This is a genomic window from Acinetobacter sp. YH12072, assembly GCF_013419565.1.
Lineage (GTDB): Bacteria > Pseudomonadota > Gammaproteobacteria > Pseudomonadales > Moraxellaceae > Acinetobacter.
The window spans coordinates 125,859-143,471 of record NZ_VOZV01000002.1 but is presented as its reverse complement, the minus strand read 5'-3'; the positions used below and the strand labels follow the sequence as shown (position 1 = coordinate 143,471).

17 protein-coding genes are annotated in these 17,613 nt (G+C 44.0%); 12 read left to right on the top strand and 5 right to left on the bottom strand.

Annotated elements, in window-relative coordinates; genetic code table 11:
* Positions 1–49: 49 nt before the first annotated feature.
* The 6 genes from FTU19_RS01865 (at position 50) to FTU19_RS01840 (ending at position 6,756) form a co-directional block, all read left to right on the top strand.
* The gene (locus FTU19_RS01865; RefSeq protein ID WP_179993121.1) at positions 50–499 is read left to right on the top strand and encodes an ammonium transporter; all 450 of its coding nucleotides are present in this window, start codon (positions 50–52) and stop codon (positions 497–499) included.
* A 31-nt stretch (positions 500–530) separates the two neighbouring features.
* A complete protein-coding gene (topA, locus tag FTU19_RS01860) occupies positions 531–3,173 on the top strand; it encodes a type I DNA topoisomerase (protein ID WP_180010924.1) in 2,643 nt (880 codons plus the stop codon).
* A 92-nt stretch (positions 3,174–3,265) separates the two neighbouring features.
* Positions 3,266–4,072 (top strand): NYN domain-containing protein, encoded by an 807-nt coding sequence (locus FTU19_RS01855; protein WP_180010922.1) that lies wholly within the window; start codon positions 3,266–3,268, stop codon positions 4,070–4,072.
* Positions 4,073–4,077: 5 nt separating this feature from the next.
* A complete protein-coding gene (locus tag FTU19_RS01850) occupies positions 4,078–4,836 on the top strand; it encodes a hypothetical protein (RefSeq protein ID WP_180010920.1) in 759 nt (252 codons plus the stop codon).
* A 131-nt stretch (positions 4,837–4,967) separates the two neighbouring features.
* The gene (locus tag FTU19_RS01845) at positions 4,968–5,540 is read left to right on the top strand and encodes an HdeD family acid-resistance protein (RefSeq protein WP_179993119.1); all 573 of its coding nucleotides are present in this window, start codon (positions 4,968–4,970) and stop codon (positions 5,538–5,540) included.
* 73 nt (positions 5,541–5,613) lie between these two features.
* Complete coding sequence (locus FTU19_RS01840) at positions 5,614–6,756, top strand: glycerate kinase (protein ID WP_179993118.1); 1,143 nt, start codon at positions 5,614–5,616, stop codon at positions 6,754–6,756.
* Positions 6,757–6,781: 25 nt separating this feature from the next.
* Here FTU19_RS01840 and FTU19_RS01835 read toward each other — a convergent pair whose 3' ends face one another.
* On the bottom strand, positions 6,782–7,918 hold the full coding sequence (locus tag FTU19_RS01835) for a S41 family peptidase (protein ID WP_180010918.1): 1,137 nt from the start codon (positions 7,916–7,918) through the stop codon (positions 6,782–6,784).
* Positions 7,919–8,141: 223 nt separating this feature from the next.
* Here FTU19_RS01835 and FTU19_RS01830 point away from each other — a divergent pair, with 223 nt between their 5' ends.
* The 4 genes from FTU19_RS01830 (at position 8,142) to FTU19_RS01815 (ending at position 11,561) form a co-directional block, all read left to right on the top strand.
* Complete coding sequence (locus FTU19_RS01830; RefSeq protein WP_180010917.1) at positions 8,142–10,130, top strand: ATP-dependent helicase; 1,989 nt, start codon at positions 8,142–8,144, stop codon at positions 10,128–10,130.
* A gap of 83 nt (positions 10,131–10,213) precedes the next feature.
* The gene (locus FTU19_RS01825; RefSeq protein WP_180010915.1) at positions 10,214–10,465 is read left to right on the top strand and encodes an RNA-binding protein; all 252 of its coding nucleotides are present in this window, start codon (positions 10,214–10,216) and stop codon (positions 10,463–10,465) included.
* A 209-nt stretch (positions 10,466–10,674) separates the two neighbouring features.
* On the top strand, positions 10,675–11,178 hold the full coding sequence (locus FTU19_RS01820; RefSeq protein ID WP_159123620.1) for a DUF6586 family protein: 504 nt from the start codon (positions 10,675–10,677) through the stop codon (positions 11,176–11,178).
* A gap of 104 nt (positions 11,179–11,282) precedes the next feature.
* Positions 11,283–11,561, top strand: coding sequence for a hypothetical protein (locus FTU19_RS01815; RefSeq protein ID WP_004781893.1), 279 nt, complete (start codon positions 11,283–11,285; stop codon positions 11,559–11,561).
* 202 nt (positions 11,562–11,763) lie between these two features.
* Here FTU19_RS01815 and FTU19_RS01810 read toward each other — a convergent pair whose 3' ends face one another.
* From FTU19_RS01810 to FTU19_RS01795, 4 genes are all read right to left on the bottom strand, one after another.
* Positions 11,764–13,491, bottom strand: a complete 1,728-nt coding sequence (locus FTU19_RS01810; protein WP_159123619.1) for a cation:proton antiporter — start codon at positions 13,489–13,491, stop codon at positions 11,764–11,766.
* Positions 13,492–13,644: 153 nt separating this feature from the next.
* The gene (rpmG, locus tag FTU19_RS01805) at positions 13,645–13,800 is read right to left on the bottom strand and encodes a 50S ribosomal protein L33 (RefSeq protein ID WP_001205031.1); all 156 of its coding nucleotides are present in this window, start codon (positions 13,798–13,800) and stop codon (positions 13,645–13,647) included.
* Between the two features lie 16 nt (positions 13,801–13,816).
* Entirely contained in the window at positions 13,817–14,053 is a 237-nt protein-coding gene (rpmB, locus tag FTU19_RS01800; protein WP_000048256.1) for a 50S ribosomal protein L28, read from the bottom strand.
* Between the two features lie 165 nt (positions 14,054–14,218).
* Positions 14,219–15,667, bottom strand: coding sequence for a coniferyl aldehyde dehydrogenase (locus tag FTU19_RS01795; protein WP_180010913.1), 1,449 nt, complete (start codon positions 15,665–15,667; stop codon positions 14,219–14,221).
* A gap of 115 nt (positions 15,668–15,782) precedes the next feature.
* On the opposite strand from FTU19_RS01795, the gene FTU19_RS01790 reads away from it, so the two are divergent.
* Both FTU19_RS01790 and purU read left to right on the top strand, forming a co-directional pair.
* Positions 15,783–16,502, top strand: coding sequence for a TetR/AcrR family transcriptional regulator (locus tag FTU19_RS01790; protein WP_034580311.1), 720 nt, complete (start codon positions 15,783–15,785; stop codon positions 16,500–16,502).
* Positions 16,503–16,563: 61 nt separating this feature from the next.
* Positions 16,564–17,430: a formyltetrahydrofolate deformylase gene (purU, locus tag FTU19_RS01785; protein WP_004781900.1), complete on the top strand. Its 867-nt coding sequence runs from the start codon at positions 16,564–16,566 to the stop codon at positions 17,428–17,430.
* Positions 17,431–17,613: the final 183 nt, after the last annotated feature.

Below are 17,613 nucleotides of genomic sequence, written 5' to 3'. Positions count from 1 at the left end.
TTTATAGCGGGCTTATGCAAATCTAATATAAGAACATAAAGGTTGAACTATGGAAAATACCGGAATCTGGGTGGCAGTTGTCATCATCGTTTTCGTACTGGGGTCTATTTTTGGTCTGCGTGTGAGTCCTAGAGAAAAGGCATTAGGACTTATGCGTGATAAAGCCCGCAAGATGGGCTTACATCCACGTCTGGTGGTTGCACCGGACTGGACCAACATTCCCAAGGCGACTGAAAGTCGTGCCAGTATGGTGGCCTATTATAGTGTGCTGCTTCCAGATGCCCGTTTACCGCTGATGCGTGCCCGCGTGGTTGATAACAAACTTGAACTGGTGTATGGGGATGACAAATTTAAAGATTTTCCCATTGCATTAAAGGGCATTTATGCTATTGATATGCAGGCAAACTGTGTAGGACTCTATTGGGATGAAGAATCTGATCTTAGAGCCACACAACTTGATGACATCAAGGCACTATTACATTCTTTGGCTGAACTTTAATTTTAGAAATAAACAGGATTAAACGGTTAATATGGCGAACGCTCCTCGGTCCACATCAAAAAGCAGCACGGCGAAGTCTTCCGACGCTGGAAGTAAACGTGCCTTGGTGATTGTGGAGTCGCCTGCAAAAGCGAAAACAATCAACAAGTATCTCGGTTCAAACTACATCGTGAAATCCTCGGTGGGTCATGTGCGTGACTTGCCAACGGGCGGCTCTGCGAAAACTGCAGAGAAAAAACCGGTGACCCGAACCAAGCTGACTGAAGCAGAAAAAGCGGAAAAATCACAGCAGGCGTTGATTAACCGGATGGGTGTCGATCCAGAACATGACTGGAAAGCCAAATATGAAGTCCTTCCGGGCAAGGAAGGCGTAGTCGCTGAACTGAAAAAACTGGCATCGCAAGTCGATGAAGTCTATCTCGCAACGGATTTGGACCGTGAAGGGGAAGCGATTGCCTGGCATTTAAAAGAAGTGATCGGCGGCGATGATTCACGCTATCAACGTGTGGTCTTTAACGAAATTACCAAAAATGCCATTCAGGAAGCGTTTAAACAGCCCTCACGTCTAGATACCAATAAGGTCAATGCCCAGCAGGCACGCCGTTTCCTGGATCGTGTCGTCGGCTTCATGATTTCGCCACTGCTATGGGAAAAAATTGCCCGTGGTCTGTCTGCGGGGCGTGTACAGTCTGTCGCTGTAAAGCTGGTCGTGGAACGCGAACGTGAAATTCGTAAGTTCATTCCTGAAGAATACTGGCAGGTTTTTGCAGATACCAAATCCAAGAAAGATGATATTCGTCTGGAAGCGGTCAAGCAAAATGGCAAGACTTTAAAGCTGCATAATAAAGCTGAAACAGATGCTTTACTGAATCTGATTAAAGACGCTGAATATAAAGTTATTAGCCGTGAAGATAAGCCGACCAAGGTGAATCCAAGTGCGCCGTATATCACGTCTACCTTGCAACAGGCCGCAAGTACCCGTCTAGGTTTCTCGGTAAAGAAAACCATGATGCTGGCACAGCGCCTGTATGAAGCTGGTTTCATTACCTATATGCGTACTGACTCCACCTTCCTGAGTGATGATGCAGTCAATATGGTGCGTGGTCATATCGAGTCTGAATATGGCGAGAAATATCTGCCAGCCAAGCCGAACCGTTATGGTAATAAAGCTGGTGCGCAGGAAGCCCATGAGGCCATTCGCCCATCCAATGTGGCATTGAAAGGCGATAGTCTGGCTGGAGTGGAACGTGATGCACAGCGTCTGTATGACCTGATCTGGCGTCAATTTGTAGCTTGTCAGATGACACCAGCAGAATATTTATCATCGACTATTTTAGTGGATGCGAATGGTGTTGAACTGAAAGCCAAAGGTCGTACCTTAGTATTTGATGGTTTCACCAAAGTTCGTGGCCAGAACAAATCTGATGATGATGTACTGTTGCCTGCTGTGAAAGTTGGTGAAGTGCTGAAGCTGGAAAAACTAGATCCATCTCAACATTTTACCAAACCACCGGCACGTTTTACTGAAGCATCATTGGTAAAAGAGCTTGAGAAAAAAGGTATTGGTCGTCCTTCGACTTATGCTGCCATTATCTCGACCATTCAGGATCGTGGTTACGTAAAACTGGAGAACCGTCGTCTCTTTGCCGAGAAGATGGGTGAGATCGTCACCGATCGTCTGGATGAAAGCTTCAATAACCTGATGAACTATGACTTTACTGCAGACCTTGAAGGTCAGCTGGATAAAGTGGCAGATGGTGAGCGTAACTGGAAAGATCTGTTAGACAGCTTCTATGGTGACTTCAAAAAACGTCTGACCAATGCTCAGGGTGAAAACGGCATGCGCCGCAATCAGCCTGTCGAAGTTGAAGCAGTCCATTGTAAAGAATGTGACCGTCCGATGCAGATCCGTACCGGTACAACAGGCGTATTCCTGGGCTGTTCGGGTTATAACTTGCCACCGAAAGAACGTTGTAAAGGTACATTGAACCTGACTCCGGTTGAATCTCTGGCTGCACTGTCTGATGATGATGCAGCAGAAACTGCTGACCTGATGTCGAAAAAACGTTGTCCAGTCTGTGGCACTGCAATGGACAGCTATGTGATTGATGGCGGCCGTAAACTGCATATCTGTGGTAATAACCCGGACTGTACAGGTTATGAGCTGGAAGAAGGCGAATTCAAGATTAAGGGTTATGATGGCCCAACCATTCTATGTGATAAATGTGATGGTGAAATGCAGCTGAAAACTGGCCGTTTTGGTCCATATTTTGCCTGTACCAGCTGTGAGAATACCCGTAAAGTCTTGAAGAATGGTCAACCTGCGCCTCCGCGTGTTGATCCGATCAAGATGGAACACTTACGTTCAACCAAGCATGATGATTTCTTTGTTCTGCGTGATGGTGCCGCCGGTCTGTTCCTGGCCGCGAGCAAGTTCCCGAAAGTCCGTGAAACTCGCGCACCGAAGGTTGCAGAACTGCGTACTGTAGCGGATCAGCTAGATCCAAAATATCAGTTTATTTTGCAGGCACCAGATGTGGATCCTGAAGGAAATCCAACCTTGGTGAAATTCAGCCGTAAGAACCAGTCTCAATATATTGGTTCGGAAACCCCTGAAGGCAAGCAAACCAAATGGTCGCTGGTCTATCAGGATGGCAAATGGGTTGAGGCCTAAACTTCAAGATTGAAAAAATGCTGACGAAAGTCGGCATTTTTTATGTCAGAATCATTTATAGAAAAAATTAAAAATAATATTTTGGGGTAAATGTGGATATTCAGACCAAAAAGTTTGCTGTATTAATTGATGCCGATAATTCTTCCATCAATGCCATTTCATCAGTCTTAGAAGAAGTCGCGAAATATGGCATTGCCAGTGTCAAACGTGTGTATGGGGACTGGAGTAGCGAAACTTTAAAGAAATGGCGAGATGTGCTACTTCCACTTGCTATTACTCCGGTACAACAATTCGCCTATACCAAGGGTAAAGATGCCACGGATATGATCCTGATTATTGATGCCATGGACTTGTTATATGCAGGTGCTTTGGATGGTTTCTGTATCGTCTCCAGTGATAGTGATTTCACTCCTTTAGCATCAAGAATCCGTGAAAATGGCTTGAGTGTATATGGTTTTGGAAAGAAAACGACTCCAGAAGCCTTTAAAAAAGCATGTGATAAGTTTATTTATGTGGAAAACTTAATTGCAGACATTGATATCAAGCAGCAGGAAGAGGATGAACTCGCTAATACTTCCCCGAAGAAAGGAGTAAGCTCTGACAAATCTTTAGACCATAAGATGGTGACTCCAACTAAGGAAAATTCAAATCTTCCTGAAGGGATGGATCGAGCTACGCTGAATCTGATTTATAAAGCTGTAAAAGATAATGCGGATGAAAATGGTTGGGCGAATTTAAGTATGGTGGGACAGTATATCAGTGCAGTAAAACCTGATTTTGATTCTCGTAACTATGGTAGAGCCAAATTGTCAGGTTTAATTAAAACTCTAAATCTTTTTGAAACCAAGATTGAAATGAGCCAGATGTATTTAAGAAAAATAAAAAAACAGAGCGTGTAAATGACATGTGGAAAAAGATTCGGATTCTGATTTTATTAATCATCTTGTTGATTGTTGCAGTCAATGCCTATCGGGACCAAAATCAGAACTGGTCCAAACCGGTTATGGTATTGCTACATCCGATTAATGCTGATGGATTGCCGACCACACAGCAATATATCCAGCAACTGTCGGGTCAGGATCTGAATGGAGCCAGGGAATATCTGGAAAAAGCAGCACAGCAATATCGTGGTCAGCCAACTTATTTTTATTTTAATTTAGGTCGTGAACTTAACGCTTTACCGCCGAAAGTCCCTGAGCAGGCCTCACTCATCGATACCGTTTTATGGAGTTTGAAATTCCGTTTTTATGCCTGGAAACAGCATCAAAGTACTGATGGTTCACCTAGTGTGACTTTATATTTAAATTATTATGATCCTGCACAAACCAAGCAATTAAGGCATTCAACTGCCTTGCAAAAAGGCCGGATTGGATCAGTCAATTTATTTGCCTCCAAAAAACAGGCTGAACAGAATAAAATTGTCTTGGTACATGAGTTGCTGCATGCTTTTGGGGCCTCGGACAAATATGATTTAGCGACAGGACAGCCGCTTTATCCGGTGGGTTATGCATTTCCAGATCAGCAACCTTTGTTTCCGCAAGCCAAAGCAGAGCTGATGGCAGGTCATATTCCCACTTCTCAAACGACCAGCAAAATGCCAGATGCTTTAGAGCAGACATTAATTAATGCGATCACAGCCATTGAACTTGGGTGGAAAGAATAACAACCTCCTTGTCACTGACCCCATAGCTGTTGCCAGCTTGAAGTCATGACATGAAAGTTGCATTTTTTATACAGTATGGTCAATTAAATCGCTTAAGATAAATTAAACGAACAGCATCAAGAAGAATAAAAATGAAAACAGTAGGTAATGACCTTGTATTCGATTCCTTACATCGAAACCGGAAATGGTATCTGCTCTTTGGTATCTTGCTGGTTATTTTTGGTTTGATCTTATTGGCGACCTTACCTGTGGCAACCTTATCTGCAGTATTTATATTTGGCGTGCTGATGATGGTCGGTGGGGTCTTACATATTATCGCATCCTTCAAGATTTTTGAGGGCGGTATGCGCTGGTTCTGGGCCTTATTTGGCCTGCTGTATTTAGTCGCCGGATATTTTGCTTTTACCACACCCGTGCAAACCGCGATCGTTCTAACCAATGTTCTGGCCATTATCCTGATTATTGCAGGAGTCATCCGCTTAATAAATGCCTTTGTATTCCGGCCAATGGCGGGATGGGGCTGGATCCTGTTTTCCGGCATACTGACTCTCCTGGCCGGAATCATGATCTTGCGGACACCAGATGCTCCGTTCTGGGTGTTGGGCTTGTTTCTAGCCGTTGATATTTTATTTCAGGGTATTAACTACCTGATGCTTGCTTCCTATATTCGCCGTGAGGTTCCGAAAAGTTCATCTAAGGTTTAATCCTTTGTTTTAAGAGCATTATATACACTCTTTTTGATACTGTAGAGATACCAAAAAGAGTGATCGTCGCTATATGTCAAAAATCTTTGTTCTTGCACCAGATGCCTTTAAAGAAAGTATGAGTGCTCAACAGGCATGTGGAGCAATGCAGCGGGGTATCCAGAAAGTCATTCCGGATGCCTGTATCATACAGGTACCGATGGCTGATGGTGGTGAAGGAACTGTCGATGCGCTAATTTCAAGCCTAAGGGGACAGCAAATTCCATGTGAAGTGACCGGGCCACTGTTTGAGCAACGTATTCATACCTATTGGGGTTTAATGGACGCAGGTCAAACCGCCGTGATTGAAATGGCCAAGGCCAATGGCATTCATTTATTACCACCTTCACAGCGTAATCCGATGTTCACGTCAACCTATGGCACAGGAGAGATGATTAAACAGGCATTGGATCTGGGAGTGAAAAAAATCATCATTGGGCTGGGTGGCAGTATTACCAATGATGCTGGTGCAGGGATGGCTCAGGCACTGGGCGTGCGGTTTTTAAATCATGTAGGTGAGCCAATTCAGGTCTGTGGTGGAAACTTAGATCTGGTCAAATCAATGGATTTATCTGGACTGGATCCACGTTTAGCAGATACTGAAATAATCATTGCATCAGATGTCAATAATCCGCTGTGTGGACCACATGGTGCATCGATAATCTTTGGCCCACAGAAAGGGGCAATGCCGGAAATGGTCAAGCAGCTGGATCAAAACCTTGGTCATTTTGCCGATGTAGCCGCTAGGCAGATTGGCCATGATCATCGTCATGTTGCAGGTGCGGGTGCAGCCGGTGGACTGGGTTTTGGTTTAATGGCATTCACCGCTGCCTCTATTCGTTCCGGGGTGGAACTGATGATTGAACAGGTTCAATTGAGCGAGAAAATAGCTCAGGCAGATTATGTCCTGACTGGTGAAGGTAAAATTGATTTTCAAACCAAATTCGGTAAAACACCATTTGGGGTGGCACAAGTGGCCAAACAATTGAATAAACCTGTGATTGCTTTTGCGGGTCTAGTCGGTGAAGGAATTGAGGATCTGTTTGAATCAGGATTTAGCCAGATTATTGGTATTAATCCACCAGATTGTCCTTTAGAAGAAGCCTTAAAAAATGCAGAAGTAAATCTGCAATTAGCAGTTTCGAAAGTTTGTGCTGATTTGGATTTAGTACAATAGGTTTAAAAGCTAGACATCATAGTCATTATAGACCTTGTTCTAAATAACGCTGTGCAAGTTGAATTTCGGCACTATATTCAGCTTGGTTTTGTGGTTTTGGTAGTTTGATGGCTGGCGGGATGCCAACGCCGTCAATTTCTTTACCTGCAGGGCGGTGAATATAGGTTGATGCATAGTAAATTTGAAGTTGCTTGGAAGGCGAGGTCTTTTCCATCACATTTGAGGCATCAAGAGCGCCATAGGTTGGCCGCCCCATCGTGACCACACGAGGATTTTGCTGCGCAGTTAATACAAATTGTTCGCATGAGCTACCGCAATTTTTATCGATCAAGATTACCACCTTTTGCGGTGTTGCTAAAATATCTTTGCTTGTAACCACCTCTTGCGATTCTTTGTATGAACTCATACTGACCCATTGATTTTGCTGTTCACGCATTTTTTTAATTGTTTTATTGAGATGAGTCAGTGAATCTTCATCTGTTAAAAAGCTTTTGTATGCTTCCCATCCGTCAATATTGGTAGAGGAGGCATAAATTTGTGGAGAGGTATTCCAGTACTTCGCTTCCCCTAAAATCTTATATAATACTTCAGCTATTTGGTCACTGCCGCCATCATTGTTACGCAAGTCAATAATCAAATACGGTGCTTTTAAAAGATTATCTTGATTACTGGATACCACCTGCTGAATTTTTTCATACAGAGCATAGTCAAAAGATAAAATGGTTAGTAAGGTGGTGGAATCAGATAGTTTTTTTGTGGTAACTCTCTCAGCTTTATTTTCTGTTATCACTTCAATTGGTACTTGCGTGTCTGAAGATTGCTGTTGTGCTGCTTGTGCATCTGGATGAATACTAATACCTAAATGACCATTTCGAATGGATTTCATGAAAGGTCGAATAATTTTTTGACACTCCACAACGGTTTTTACACCCTGAAGTTTTTCTTTTTGTTGATTGAAAATCTGTTGAATCTGTTCAGGGTAGGTGGTCCATCTTTTGGCAATAATCCCTGCATCATTTTCAAGGATGAGGTGGGCGGTATATTCAAGGTCTTTTAAGCAGACTTCGGGTGTCATTTCTATAGAAACTGTTTCTGCATGTAAATTTGAATACATGCCAAAGCTCATGATCAAAGCGCTGAGTGTTTTATAGGTTGTATGCAAGTTGCAGCATCCTTGTTTTTATTAAAAAATACGAGATTTATTGAGCAATTTTTATACCAATATTTAACTTATAAAATCAAATGTAAAACATCAACTTAGTTGTATTTAAATGCATGAAACAAAAAAAGAGTTCTACAATAAATCAAAAGGAAAATAACAGCAGAACACCCAGAATCTAGCCTGCTCTGTTAAACTATCTTTCTCCCTAGTACATTGAGACACTATGAGTTTAGCCTCCCTGATAGATGAATTAAATCCGCAACAAAAGCAAGCTGCGACAACAGAAGCAAAGCACAGTTTGGTTTTGGCTGGGGCAGGCTGTGGCAAGACCAAAACTATCGTGGCACGTGCAGCTTATCTGATTGATCAAGGCGTACCAGCGAATCAAATTCAGATTCTGACCTTTACACGTCGTGCGGCGAGTGAAATCGTGGCACGGGTGGAACTGGCACTCGGTGAACAGGCCAAAGGCTTACGTGCATCAACGTTTCATACCTTCTGTATGTATCTGCTGCGCCGTATTCCGAAAGCTTTTGGTCTGGAACAGTTTTCGATTATTGATCGTGATGATCAGCTGATGATGTTCCGCCTGATTCGCGGTCGTGATGACAAGAAGAACCCCAATCATTTGCCTAAGCCTCAGGAATTATGTGATTTGTATTCCTTTGCTCGGAACACCCGGCAGAAACTGAGTCTGGCTTTGGAAAAGCAGATGCCAGAATATCTGGCACTCAAAGACCAGATTGCCGACATTATGAAGGAATATGAAGCGCGTAAGTGTGCGCGTAGCTTTCTGGATTATGATGATATCCTCGCTGTGGTGGCGACTGCTTTGGCACAGTCTGAAGGGCTAGTGGAATATGTGTCCTCAATTTGTCGGCATATGCTGGTGGATGAAATGCAGGATACTAATCCATTGCAATGGGCATTACTCGAACCTCTTAAAGAACATATTAGCCTATTCTGTGTTGGAGATGATGCCCAGTCAATTTATGGTTTCCGTGGTGCCGATTTTGAAAATATTCATCATTTCAAAGAACGTGTACCGGATGCCCAGATTTTTAAACTAGAAAAAAATTATCGTTCAACTCAGGAAATCCTTGATCTGTCTAACTGGCTGCTGGATCAGTCCGAAATTAAATATGACAAGCGGCTGGATGCGCATCGCGGTGAAGGCATCAAGCCAAAGATGCATATTTTCCCGAATGAGTTTGATGAAGCTAAATGGATCGCGATTGATATAAAAGAGCGGCATTACTTGCAAGGCAGCAAATGGTCCGATCACATGGTGCTGGTACGTTCCAGTTATGCAGCGCGACATATTGAAGCAGCTTGTATCGCGGCCAATGTTCCGTATCGATTCATCGGCGGGATGAAACTGTTAGAAACTGCACATGTGAAAGATCTGCTCAGCCTGTTGCGTGTGGTGGCGAATCCTCTGGATGATATCGCCTGGATGCGTTTTTTAACGTTGTGGAATGGTGTGGGTGATGTCGGAGCGAGTAAGCTGTCTCAGCAGCTTTTAGCTGAGCCAGAGATGGATATCATTGCCGACAAGCTAGAAAAATTTGGCAAGATTCCACTGGAAACCATTCTGATTATGAAGCAAATGGCGGTACTCAAAACCGAAGTACAGGCCTGTGTTGGTCTGGCAGTCCAAGCCATTGAAGCACAACTGGCCGAGAACTATAAAAAAGACTGGAATCGCCGTCAGGGAGATTTTGAATTGGTAAAACAGCTGGCTTCCAAGCATGCTCAAGTGAGTGAGTTTCTGGAAGAGTATGTGCTTGATCCGGTCTCTATTTCCGAAATTGAACGCCAGTCGGATACGGATGTGGTGACCCTCATTACCATTCACTCGGCCAAGGGTACGGAACAGAAAGTCTGTTATGTGGCTAATGTTACGCCGGGACAATATCCGCATGCACGGGCGCAAGGGGATTTTGATGATGTCGAGGAAGAGCGGCGTGTATTGTATGTGGCGCTGACTCGTGCACAGAATGAACTGATTCTGACCAAGCAAAACCTGAATCACTGGGCGCGTGAAACGGTAGATGAGCAGGGGCGTAAAATTGAAAGCTATTTTCTCAATGATTTGACCCGCAATTTATGTGTCACAGAAACCCATTACAAAACCCGTCAACAGACTGTGAAAAGTGCTTTAATTGAGCGCCAGTCGATTAATTTAGATTTTGGGATTGATCTCGATTAAACTATCCCTTCTGGGTTTGACGCAAAAAGTAGAGTAGGCACGTGCTTTTTGATTATTTTTGCCTATCTTCTTAAGGTTATCCGATGAAAATTTTAGTTCGTAACTTGGCGCGCACTGTAACAGAAGCTGAATTGCTGACCCTGTTTCAGCAATATGGTACTGTTGAGTCTTGTACGCTGGTCATGGATGCAGAAACAGCCAAGTCTAAAGGTTTTGCCTTTGTAGAAATGCCACATGGCCGTGAAGCTGTTAAAGCGATTAAAGGTTTAAATACACTGCGCCTGCATGGTCAGGGGATTCGTGTGAAGCAAGCTGAAGAAAAGCCACAGGCTTAAATAACAGCTGATAAAAAAGAGCATGTATGATGCTCTTTTTTTTGCCTTTAAAAAGGCCTAGATTTTTACTGAAGGGTTAATATCAGCAGTCTGAAGTATCAAGATCATGCAGAATAGATCGACAGCGTAGACAATCTTGCATTGCGTAATGCGAGCGGACGTTTTACTTTATAAGAGCCAAAATTTGTTTTAATGCTTAGGAAATCTCGATGACACGAGTTGCTCGCTATCATGCGGACCGTACCAATCAAAAACTTTATTTCGCCCGTATGGCCTGTCAGCAGGCTGAACAGACTGATCATGTGCAGCAGGCACAAGCTCATCGTGAAGCTGCCGTATTCCATCTGCATGGGGCGCTGCTGGCCTTTTTGCAGGAACTGGTACGCTATTATCGTCTGAATGACCTGAGCCCGACGCTGAAATCGATTGAAGAGCTTATGGCGGCTAAGGGGCAGGTATCACCTGAAGTGACCGTATTACAGCATTTATCCAAAGATGGTTTTCTTGCTGAACTGAAACGTGCTTACCGTCTCTGCCAATATGCGCCAGAGCCAAGTTCGCCACAACCCGAAGACGAAACTTCTTCAAATCTCATCATTAAAGTCACACAGACACCACAAGCCTGGTTACCTGATACTGCTATATTACGAGAATGGCATCGTGACCTGACGCAGCTTATTGATGGTTTTCGTAATGAGATGGTTGAATTTTAATCTGATCAGCTGTACTTGAAATTGCGATTATTAACCCTATATCAATTACTCTAATGATGCAAAGTGCAATCGCTCTTTGCCACCATGTTGAACATGGAGGATATATGTCTATAGAACAGTTGAAAGATTTATTTGGTAATCAAGACGCGATTCTGGAACTCGTTCAACTTGAAGGTGGCGCGTTGGCATTACGAAATGCGGGCTCAAAAAAACAGCCATTAGTCATGATTCAGTTTAATGACGAGGTCAAAGCCCTGTTGGGTGATCAAACGCCTGTGATTGCACAACACATGATTCAGGCCGCTTTATATGGTTTGCTGGAACAGCAGGTCAATGAATGGCAAGCTGAAGTTGTGGATGAAGAGCCCAAATATATGAGTTAAATTGCCTACCCTGGCGAGCAGGAAAGCACACTTGAAGTGTGCTTTTTTTGTGTTTATAAAATGAGAAAAATAGAGAATAAGAGAAAAATTAAGTCGGTTAGATTAGAGAAGTAATTTTAAATTTTATTAACTTAAGATCTGATAAATTTCAGCTAAATCAATAAAAAAAGAAGTTACCAATTTTGACAACTTCTTTAAGAAATCAGCCTGAATAATGCGTAGGTGGATGGTTATGCGCAATCTCGATCTGGTTCAAAATATGATTGCTCATATTTCTCGCCATTTCCTCTTTGGCATAGTACACCTCGCCAATATTGTCACGGCGAATCACTTCGGCTTCTTCCTTGCTTTCCGCACATAGCAGGATCTGAATAGCAGGGTTTAGGGTCTTGGCAATATCCACGATTTTATGGATATCAATAATATCCATCGGTGAGATCACCAATAGACGTGCATGCTGAATGTGAGCCTGAATCAACACACCGGGTTCAGTTGCGACACCAGAAACTGCCGCAATGCCTTTTTTACGCAAGTTCTCTACGATCTCACGGTTTTCTTCGGCAATGACTACCTTAATATCTTGCTCCATTAGAGATAAGGTAATTCGACGACCGACTTCACCATGCCCCACAATCACCACCTGATCACGCAGATAGTCCTGCGAGACCTCATCCGGTAGCATGGCAAGCGGATCACCACTACGCTCCAATAAGCGCGCCAGAGACGAACGTTCGCGGATCCATTTTTGTACCGGTTCTACTGCTGAGAAAATAAACGAGTTTAGGGTAATCGAAATCAGGGCACCCGCTAGAATCAGGTTTTGTCCATCGAGTGACAATAGATTTAGCGATACACCAAGTGCGGCCAGAATAAAAGAGAATTCACCGATTTGTGCCAGAGATGCACCGACGGTGAGTGCCGTATTGATTGGGTAGCGGAAGAACAGCACCAGTGCCATCGCTGCGATGGTTTTACCAATCATGATAATACCGAGCACCGCCAACACATGAAGTGGCTGATCCATCAGGATACGCGGATCAAACAGCATACCGACGGACACAAAGAACAGAATCGAGAAGATTTCACGCAGCGGTAAGGTTTCTTCTTCGGCACGGTGGCTGAAGTCAGACTCTTTCACTACCATCCCGGCAAAGAACGCACCGAGTGCCATGGATACGCCAAAGACCTTATAAGCCCCAAAGGCAATCGATACGGCTGCAGCTACGACGGTTAAGGTAAATAGCTCACGTGAGCCTAAACGTGCCACCACCTGCATGATCATTGGCACTAAACGTTTACCAATAATCAGCATGAAAGCAATAAAGCCGGCTACTTTGAGCAAGGTAATGCCTAAGGTGATCCAGACATTCTGATCGCTACTACTGCCTTCCAGAGCCTGACCACCGAGCAGTACTGCAGTTGCGGGTAATAATACCAGTGCCAGCACCATAACCAGATCTTCAACTAGAAGCCAGCCGACTGCAATTTTCCCGTTAATGGATTCGAGCAGGCCACGATCACCCAGGGCTTTGAGAAGTACAACAGTACTGGCACAGGACAGGCTTAAGCCAAAGATCAGGGCAGAGCCAAAATTCCAGCCCCAGAGCATGGAGACCCCGACCCCGAGCAGTGTCGCGACTGCAATCTGCAAGACTGCACCCGGCAAGGCAATACGCCTGACCTGCATCAGGTCATTCAGAGAAAAGTGCATCCCGACACCAAACATCAGGAACATGACGCCAAGTTCGGCCAGCTGGTTCGCCAGATGCACATCTCCAACCACGCCTGGGGTGTTCGGGCTAATCAGAATCCCGGCAACCAGATAACCAATCAGTGGGGGAAGGCGTAGACGTGCAGCGATATAGCCAAAAACCAGGGCCAAGCCAAAACCGACAGCTAACAGGATAATGAGCTCTACGTCATGTGGCACTAAACACTCCTTTAAAATAAATTTTATGAAATTTCAGTTTTTTATGGGAAATAAGCACAGAAAATGCCAGAAGAAACAGAAAGTTTATCAAGCCGCATAAAAAAAATGCAAAAAAAAACGACCGGGAAGGTCGCTTTTTTCAAAAAACTAAAATTATTTGATTTTAGCTTCTTTGAAGATTACGTGTTGACGGATTTTTGGATCAAATTTTTTGATTTCCATTTTTTCCGGCATAGTACGTTTGTTCTTAGTAGTGGTATAGAAATAACCTGTACCAGCTGAAGAAACTAAGCGAATCTTATCACGCATTGTCCTGACTCCTTACTTAGATCTTTTGACCTTGAGCACGAAGGTCAGCAACAACCTTTTCAATGCCCAATTTGTCGATAATACGCATACCTTTAGTGGTTAAACGAAGACGTACAAAACGTTTTTCGCTTTCTAACCAGAAACGGTGGTGGTGCAGGTTCGGCTCGAACCGGCGCTTAGTTTTGTTGTTGGCGTGTGAGACGTTGTTACCAACGACTGGACGCTTGCCGGTAACTTGGCAAACCTTAGACATGGTGTAACTCCATTGATTTAGCCAACAGCAAATCTGTATGGCCAGTCAAAAATAAACGGATTGAATTCATTCAAGGGGCGTTTTATATCAAAAATGCGCTTAAAAGACAAGCGATTTTGTCTAAAACGAAGCATGAGCCCGTGTGATAGCTCATGCCTTGACCATTTATCGAAGAAGTGTCTTCGAAATCAGCTTATGGATCGGCTTATTAAACGGAGGCAGAATGTATTTCAAGCTATACAGCTTAGGATTCGACATTACTGACCGTTCATGCGACAAACTGAAGAAGCCTTCTGGCCCATGATATTTACCCATACCGGAAGCACCGACACCACCAAATGGCAGGTCATCCTGTGCGACATGGGTTAATACAGTATTTTGCCCGAAATGCCCTGAATGGGTACGCTGTGCGACATAATCAGCACGCGCCTGATCAAAGTCGAAATAGTATAATGCAAGTGGACGCGGACGGCTATTAATAAAGTCGATAACGTCGTCAATTTGATCATATTCCATGATCGGCAGGAGCGGCCCAAAGATTTCATGCTGCATGATCTGCATGCTTGGCATGACATTGGTCACGATGGTCGGTGCAATTTTACGCAGGTCTGCTAGCGACTCATTACGCGGATTGATTTCAATAATCTGCGCGCCTTGCTCACGGGCATCATCCAGATAACCTTGCAAACGATTGTACTGCTTGTCATTGATAATCGAGGTGTAATCCTGATTATGGCTGATGTCCGGATACATGCTTTCGACACAGGCTTTAAAATGATCGATAAACTCGGCAGTTTTGCCACGCGGCAGGAACATATAATCCGGTGCCACGCAGGTTTGGCCCGCATTCCAGAGCTTGCCCACGGCAATACGCTGAGCTACATCACGCAGGTCAATGGATGGATGCACTAGTACAGGGGATTTGCCACCCAGTTCCAGAATCACAGGTACCAGATTTTCCGCAGCTGCTGCCATCACGGTTTTACCCACAGCCGTTGAGCCGGTAAAAATCATCTTGTCAAAAGTCAGTCGGCAGAAGGCATCAGATACCGTACCGCCACCATTCACCACGGCAACCAGTTCTTTAGGAAAGGCTTCAGCTAAGGCTTTTTCCAGTACCTTGCCAAAAGCAGCCGATGAACTGGAAATTTTGATCATGGCATGGTTGCCCGCAGCTAACGCACAGATCAGAGGGCCGATGGATAATAATAAAGGGTAGTTCCACGGTGCGATGATGCCGATCACGCCTAGAGGTTGATACTGTACCCAGGCTTTGGCTGGCTGGTGAATAATACCGACATGACGCTTGGACGGTTTCATCCAGCCGGTCAGGTTTTTGCTGTAATATTTAATATGTTCAAGACAAGTCAGTAACTCGCCAATTTTGGTTTCCCCGACAGAGCGGTTACCATAGTCCTGATTAATTGCATCGGCAAATTGATCTTGATACTTAACTAAGATACGCTTAAGCCGAGCTAAACGATCGATACGTTCCTTTGCAGTCGGCAGTGGGTAGCGTAAGTAGGCGTATTTTTGTTGAGCCAGAATTTCATTGAGGTGCTGGCTATCAAGAAAATGTGGTGTCATTGAAGTTGTTTTTGTGTGACTGTTCATGCCGCACTACCATTATTCAAAATCGATTAATTAATTTTTAGAGCAAATACTCTAATTAGTCAAGTTACTTTGTGTGTTAGCCTTACTAATGCATGAACTGAATGGTTATTTTAGGATGTCCCAAACCAAAACGTTAAAAACCAAAGAGCGTATCTTACAGCTCAGCTTGCAGTTGTTTAATGAACGTGGCGAACGATCTGTAACCACCAACCATATTGCTGCTGAACTCGGCATGAGTCCGGGTAATCTGTATTATCACTTCCGTAATAAAAATGAAATTATCAAGGAACTGATGGAGCAGTATCAGCATCAGACGCTGGAAATGCTGGCACTTCCGGAAGACCGTGCTCTGGATGCCAATGACAAGATTCATTATTTTCAGGTACTGAGCAGTCAGCTTTGGGCTTATCGTTTTCTGCACCGTGATGTATACCATCTGGTGGAAAATAACGAAGATTTCCGCAAGCTTTATCCGCGTTTTGCCGGACAGGTCATGCAGCAGGGACAAAAAATTTATAAAGCCTTCGTAAATGCCGGCCTGATGGAAATGACTGATTCAGAAATTGAAGCGCTGATCATTAACCTCTGGATCGTGCTGACTAACTGGACCAACTTCCTGTATATGTCGGGTCATATTACCGATTCCAATACTCTGGAAGAAAAATGGGTTTGGCAGGCACTGCGTCAGATGGTGTTCCTGGAAGGTGCTTATCTGCGTGGTGAAAGCCGTCAGACGTATGAAAGCTTACTTAACTCGTTCGGTTCTTCAGAGCTGTTTGCCAGTCTGTCGTCGCCTAAACCGCCTGAATCTGAACAAACTATTCAGAATATCTAAGAAACGCGTTAGAATACTCGGCTTATTTTTTTAATTTAACTAATTAGTGACCTTAACCAACATGAATATGACGACTGCTAATACCGCACGTTTATTGATTACTTGTGAAGACAAGCCGGGCATCGTGCAGGCTGTTTCAAGCTTCTTGTATCATCAGGGTGCCAACATTACGGCGCTTGATCAATACGCGACAGCAGCGCAGGGCGGACGTTACTTCATGCGTGTTGAGTTTGAACTGGACAATCTGCAAAGCCGTAAAGAAAGCCTGTTGCAGACTTTTGCTGGCAATGTTGCAGAGCGCTATGGCATGCACTGGCGTCTGGCACTGGTCAGTGATGTGAAAAAGGTCGGTATTCTGGTTTCTAAAGTCGACCATGCGTTGCTTGAACTGCTATGGCGTCATGCACGCGGCGGTCTGCCATGTGAAATTACTAAAGTGGTATCTAACCATGAGACTCTACGTGAATCAGTAGAAAACTTTGGTATTCCGTTTGAAGTGGTTCCGGTGACCAAAGAGAACAAACGTGAGGCCTATGCACAGATTGATGAACTGATGCAGGGTAACGATCTGCTGGTATTAGCCCGTTATATGCAGATTCTGGATGAAGAATTCGTAAGTAAATGGGAAATGAAAGTGATCAATATTCATCATTCATTCCTGCCAGCATTCGTGGGCGCCAATCCATACAAACAAGCTTATGACAAAGGTGTAAAATTGATCGGTGCAACTGCACACTATGTGACAGCTGATCTGGATCAGGGTCCAATCATCGAGCAGGATGTAGAGCGTGTGAACCATGACTTTACTGTTGAACAGCTGCGTGAATTGGGTCAGGATGTTGAACGTAATGTGCTGGCACGTGCAGTGAGATGGCATCTGGAAGACCGTGTGATTGTCGACGGCAATAAAACTGTCGTGTTCCAATAAGCGCTTGCATCTCGGTTTAAAAAAGGCATACTTTAAGTATGCCTTTTTTGTTTGAAACAAAAATAATGGAGAAAAGTGGGATTAGTAGTTGCAAATGAAAACACTTCTCATTTATTATTGGCGTACTTTAATTGTGCTAACCGATGAGCTTGATAGTTTGTTTCGCATCATCTCTTCGAGGTA